The organism is Pelobium manganitolerans, assembly GCF_003609575.1.
GTDB lineage: Bacteria > Bacteroidota > Bacteroidia > Sphingobacteriales > Sphingobacteriaceae > Pseudopedobacter > Pseudopedobacter manganitolerans.
On the sequence record NZ_MBTA01000014.1, the window covers coordinates 1 to 5,960 of the forward strand.

At 40.0% G+C, this 5,960-nt stretch carries 6 protein-coding genes; all 6 read left to right on the top strand.

The window, feature by feature from the left end; all coding sequences use genetic code 11:
• Nucleotides 1–1,077: glycoside hydrolase (locus BCY91_RS17590; protein WP_220699458.1), on the top strand; the 1,077-nt coding region annotated here is incomplete at its 5' end.
• A gap of 47 nt (nt 1,078–1,124) precedes the next feature.
• Nucleotides 1,125–2,141, top strand: coding sequence for a non-reducing end alpha-L-arabinofuranosidase family hydrolase (locus tag BCY91_RS08445; protein WP_120181535.1), 1,017 nt, complete (start codon nt 1,125–1,127; stop codon nt 2,139–2,141).
• Nucleotides 2,142–2,677: 536 nt separating this feature from the next.
• Nucleotides 2,678–3,439 carry a glycoside hydrolase family 11 protein gene (locus tag BCY91_RS08450; RefSeq protein ID WP_120181536.1) on the top strand — a complete coding sequence of 254 codons (762 nt, stop codon included), beginning with the start codon at nt 2,678–2,680 and terminating at the stop codon, nt 3,437–3,439.
• A gap of 105 nt (nt 3,440–3,544) precedes the next feature.
• Entirely contained in the window at nt 3,545–4,063 is a 519-nt protein-coding gene (locus tag BCY91_RS08455; protein WP_120181537.1) for a hypothetical protein, read from the top strand.
• A 159-nt stretch (nt 4,064–4,222) separates the two neighbouring features.
• Entirely contained in the window at nt 4,223–4,408 is a 186-nt protein-coding gene (locus BCY91_RS17595; RefSeq protein ID WP_120181538.1) for a hypothetical protein, read from the top strand.
• 43 nt (nt 4,409–4,451) lie between these two features.
• On the top strand, nt 4,452–5,960 hold a 1,509-nt coding region (locus BCY91_RS08465), incomplete at its 3' end, for a glycoside hydrolase (protein ID WP_120181539.1).

A 5,960-nucleotide genomic window follows, 5' to 3' on the forward strand; every position in this document is an offset into this window, starting at 1 on the left:
CAGCTCAGCACCGCCGAGGTGGAAAAGATGTATTCAAAAGATGGTCTCGGCTATAACATGATGCGGATTATGATTTATCCCAACAAAGCAGATTGGGGCCGTGATGTGGCTACAACCCTAAAGGCACAATCTTTAGGCGCAAGAATTTTAGCATCTCCATGGACACCGCCCTCTGCAATGAAAAGCAGCAATAGCAACCTTCACGGCTACCTTCTGCCAGAAAAATATGCCGACTATGTACAGCACCTTAATGATTTTATTGCCTTTATGAAAGATAAGGGCATCACCATAGAGGCTGTTTCTATTCAAAACGAGCCGGATTGGAGTCCAGAATACGACGGTTGCGAATGGTCGCCGACGCAAATACTTGATTTTATAAAAAACTACGCCGGAGGCATCAACGCCAAAGTGCTTGCTGCAGAAGCGGTCAACTTTAAGAAAATGTACACGGACCCTGTGCTTAACGATCCGGTGGCGGTAAACAACTTAGATATTGCCGGTGGCCACTTGTATGGCGGCGGCTTGCAAGACTATCCTTTGGCGCGGCAAAAAGGCAAAGAAATTTGGATGACAGAGCACCTCTTAAACGAGGTGAACGACGGAATGGGCTGGGCGCAAGCCTTAGTTCTCGCCAAAGAACTGAATGATTGCATGGAGAATAACTTTAACGCTTACTTCTGGTGGTACTTAAAAAGATCGTACAGCATGTTGGGCGATGGAGATAAAGGCACCACCATGGGCCAAACGCTAAAGAGGGGCTACGTGCTTTCTCATTACGCTAAATATGCAACCGGCCGTACCAGGGTACAAATTGGGAAAGTTGCAAATAACAGCGAAATTAGCGTCACCGCATATAAAGGCCAGGATGATATGACGATGGTTTTTGTCAATAGTGGCGCTACAACCGTTCCTGCTTTAAATATCAACCTGCCGCTAAGCGTTAAAAGTGCAAATGCAGTAATTACCTCAGAAACATTAGATATGGCCGAGCATAGCGTAGCACTCAATGCAGAGAAAACTGCACTAACTTTGAGCCTGCCGGCCAAATCAATTATTTCCGTAAAACTAATTAAATAAGCTAATTGATAGATGTATGCTCATCTAAGCCGATAATTCAGTAAACGATGAAAAATTTAATTGCATTCGTGTTATTACTTTCTTTTTTAGGATGTAAAAAAGGAAATCATTCCAAGAAAGAAATTGTTACAGAAACTAAAGATACGGTAATAAAAGAGGAAGTTATTTCACTTGTAAACCCATTGCCGACTTGGCATGTGGATGAAAGATGTTTTCTCAACGGGCCTGTTGGTTCGTTTGACGCTTTAGCTGTGAAAGATCCATCTATTGTTTATTACGAAGGGAAATACCATCTTTTTTATACCGGAAGAGATAAGGGTACAAATGGTAGCTGGAGAATGGGTTATGCTAAAGCTTCTTCAATTAAAGGACTAAAAACTGCAGAGCGTACATATATGGGTTCAGTTGACGCTGGATCTTACTTTTGTGCGCCTCAGGTTTTTCGGTTTGATGGAAAAGATAGCTGGTTCCTTATTTTTCAAAGTGGAAAGGGCGCCACTTTTTCCGTTTCTAACGATGTTGCTGATCCAGCATCATGGACCTTGGGAAAAGCAATGGGTTTCTCAGATGGTATAGATTTTTGGTGCATTGCAGACAATAAAAATGTATATGTTTTTTATTCTGCACAAGATGGTTCTCACAATATTAAATCGCGACAAACCTCTATTACCGATTTCCCTTATAGCTGGTCCGAAGCAAAAGTTGCAGTTGATGACACTTTCGAAGCACCTCATGTTTACAAAAACAAAGCTGACGGGAATTATTATATGATGGTTGAAGACCTTAAAGACAACCGCTACTTCGAACTTTGGGTATCCGCAAGTTTGGCAGGTAAGTGGAAAAAGGTTTCTGAAAAATGGGCTTCTTACCATAATTTGGTGGATAATGCAGACCATTGGACGGATCAGGTTTCTCACGGAGAGGTAGTACGTTCATCAAACAACCAGCTTATGGAAGTCGATAATATTGATCATTGCGATGTGCTTATTCAAGGCGTTAAAAATGGAAATTACGGTGACTATGGAAATATACCTTACCAATTGGGTTTGATGAGGAATTATTGAAATGGTAAATATTAAATGAAAGCCTGTTTAAATGTCCAGTAATATAGACAAAGGAAATCTGCATTTCCGTTAAGCCTTATTATTCGAAATCGGGCTTCAACCTATGTCTTATTAAATCTTATTATAGCTTATTTTTTATTTTCTTGCTGATTTGTGAGTGAATATTTTCAATTATGTTTTCATTAGCGGATCGTTAACTTCACTTCCTTTTTAAATGTTATTATTTGCTTGTGTAGCAGTAAATGATTTAAATTTTCCTTTTCTGCTATTAATATCGAGCAATTATAGTTTTGGTTTATTATGTTTGTTTCATCATAATTTACTTAATTACAGAGGTTTAACAAATTATCTGTTCTAAAATTCTACTGAACATTTGCTTCTTATAATTAGCAAATATTACCATTTACTTAATTACAGAGGTTTAACAAATTATCTGTTCTAAAATTCTACTGAACATTTGCTTCTTATAATTAGCAAATATTACCATCTAAAAAGAGAGAGAATTTGTTATTTCGTTAACCAATTAATAAATTTAAATGAAAAAAAGAAAAACTCTAGCGGAAGTAACCAGGAAGGTTGCTTTTGCCACGCTTGCAACTGGCTTTGCATGTTCATCAATGTTAACAAGTTGTAAAAAAGAAGCAGCTCCAGAGGTTGCTGCTGCTACTACAGCCGATCTTTCCAAAAGAAAGATTGCAGTGCAATCGTATCAGTCTGGCACAAATAATGGCTATTTTTGGTCACTTTGGAAAAGTGACGGCGCTACAGGTACTGTTAATTACGCTAATGGTCCAGGTGGGAATTACTCGGTTTCTTGGAACGGCTTTAACGGAAATTTTACGTGTGGTAAGGGCTATTCTAGTGGCTCAGCATCTTATAAAATAGGTTATAATCTTGGGATTTATTCAAACTCTGGCGGCGGTACTTTTGGGTGGTATGGATGGAGCAGAAGTCCATATTATGAATATTACGTTAATGAAACATGGGGAACAGAATCTCCTCATACTGGTACATATTTAGGTACTTTTACCAGTGATGGAGCTGGTTATAATGTATGGACTCGTTGGATGAGTGGTAAAAATATCGACGGAGGCGACGGTTTTAGGCAGATCTACAGCTCTAGAGTTACTAAAACTTCTACCGGACGAAATCACGTCATTACTTTTGCTAACCATTATAATAAATGGAAAAGTTATGGATATACTCTCGGCCAATTAAATATTCCCGCCATTATGGTCTCAGAGACATGGGGTACTAATACTGCTGGTAGTATAAACTGTACTATTTGGGCACAATAAGTTGCATACAGTCCAGGATAATAACTGGACTGTATTTATTAATACGTCTAATTTTCTGAAGTCTACTTTAAGGACCTAACCACCTACCTTTTAAATATTATTACGATGAGATTATTATCTAGTATTGTTGCTATTGTCATCTTTATCATTTCTTCCTGCGATTCCCCGAAGAATAAAGTCCTGACAGACAAAAAAATATCCATCATTGGAAAATGGCATAGATTTACTTTAGAAAATGGATATACTGAATTTTGTATAGATTCGCAATACGTAGTTTTTTATAATCAAAAGGTTGGGAGGTTTCAGCTTAAATATAAAATTGAAAATGATTCTTTGAAATACCTTACCAAACAGTATGCGGCTAAGATTACAAACTATGGTGATTCGGTATATTTAGAAGGAAACGATAGCACTACTGCTACTTTATACAAGTTTAAGGAACCAAATACTCCTTTCAACCTCATTCCTAATGTAAAAGATTCTTTATCATTTGCATTATATCTAAAAGGCTTTGATAAAAGGCTAGCCCATGAATTCGAGAAGGCTGGAATAGCAATTTCTGATAATACAGGTTTACCTCCCGATACGATTTATCAGCAACTGCTAAAGAAGAGAAGCCATTAATAAATTTTTGTCGCTCTTGAATGGTCTCTGATATAAGTGCAATAACTCCTCCGTCGGGGCTTCTTCGTCGCTTGCCGTTTATCTATCAAATACTAACTTAAATGCGATAGTCAGCCAGTTAGTCTGCAAGATTTACATTAAGCCAATAATAATAGCCATTTGCCCGATTACCGCACAACGCTGTTCTGGAGTCCATCTCAGCAAGCTGGTCAGGACGGCAATTCGCAGTTGAGTTTCTACACCTCCGACCAAGAAGGTCTTTATCAAATCAATATCCAGGCAATGTCTAATAATGGCGAATTAGGAAGTGCTACCGCTTTCTTGAAAGTCTCTAAAAAACAATAAGCAAATTATAACTAAAGTTTAAACCCTAAAAAAACCTAACTAAATGAAAAGAAGCCTTTATGTATTTTTTCTCTGCGCTTTATTTTTTGCTTCCTGCAAAAAAAAGGATGAAGTTATAAAAGACAGTTCTTTAAGTTTCTCTTCCTCAGAAGTCAACCTCCCTGCACAGGCCGGCAAGGCCGAGTTCACTATAAAATGGGCCTTCACAGAATGGGAGCTGTCCACCAATACAGATGGCTTCTTATCGGGCTTCACCTACCTAAAAGGGGGTAGCCAGGCGCATAGCAATACCACAAGAGTTGAGTTTAACTACACGGCCAACCCAACATCGCAAGCCCGCGAACAAGCTATTGTACTTACCAACAAAAAAACGGGCGCTAAAACTACATTAAACGTAAAACAAGCTGCTCCGGCACCTATAGAACTCAGCTTTGATCCAAGTATCACCTATCAGGCGGTTACCGGTTTTGGTGGGATGAACAATGTTTGGGCAGCGCCGCAGCTCAGCACCGCCGAGGTGGAAAAGATGTATTCAAAAGATGGTCTCGGCTATAACATGATGCGGATTATGATTTATCCCAACAAAGCAGATTGGGGCCGTGATGTGGCTACAACCCTAAAGGCACAATCTTTAGGCGCAAGAATTTTAGCATCTCCATGGACACCGCCCTCTGCAATGAAAAGCAGCAATAGCAACCTTCACGGCTACCTTCTGCCAGAAAAATATGCCGACTATGTACAGCACCTTAATGATTTTATTGCCTTTATGAAAGATAAGGGCATCACCATAGAGGCTGTTTCTATTCAAAACGAGCCGGATTGGAGTCCAGAATACGACGGTTGCGAATGGTCGCCGACGCAAATACTTGATTTTATAAAAAACTACGCCGGAGGCATCAACGCCAAAGTGCTTGCTGCAGAAGCGGTCAACTTTAAGAAAATGTACACGGACCCTGTGCTTAACGATCCGGTGGCGGTAAACAACTTAGATATTGCCGGTGGCCACTTGTATGGCGGCGGCTTGCAAGACTATCCTTTGGCGCGGCAAAAAGGCAAAGAAATTTGGATGACAGAGCACCTCTTAAACGAGGTGAACGACGGAATGGGCTGGGCGCAAGCCTTAGTTCTCGCCAAAGAACTGAATGATTGCATGGAGAATAACTTTAACGCTTACTTCTGGTGGTACTTAAAAAGATCGTACAGCATGTTGGGCGATGGAGATAAAGGCACCACCATGGGCCAAACGCTAAAGAGGGGCTACGTGCTTTCTCATTACGCTAAATATGCAACCGGCCGTACCAGGGTACAAATTGGGAAAGTTGCAAATAACAGCGAAATTAGCGTCACCGCATATAAAGGCCAGGATGATATGACGATGGTTTTTGTCAATAGTGGCGCTACAACCGTTCCTGCTTTAAATATCAACCTGCCGCTAAGCGTTAAAAGTGCAAATGCAGTAATTACCTCAGAAACATTAGATATGGCCGAGCATAGCGTAGCACTCAATGCAGAGAAAACTGCACTAACTTTGAGCCTGCCGGCCAAATCAATT

Bases quoted from the DNA above. Each gene is read 5' to 3' on its own strand.
- BCY91_RS08445 (WP_120181535.1), top strand. From the start codon at position 1,125: ATGAAAAATTTAATTGCATTCGTGTTATTACTTTCTTTTTTAGGATGT.
- BCY91_RS08450 (WP_120181536.1), top strand. From the start codon at position 2,678: ATGAAAAAAAGAAAAACTCTAGCGGAAGTAACCAGGAAGGTTGCTTTT.
- BCY91_RS08455 (WP_120181537.1), top strand. From the start codon at position 3,545: ATGAGATTATTATCTAGTATTGTTGCTATTGTCATCTTTATCATTTCT.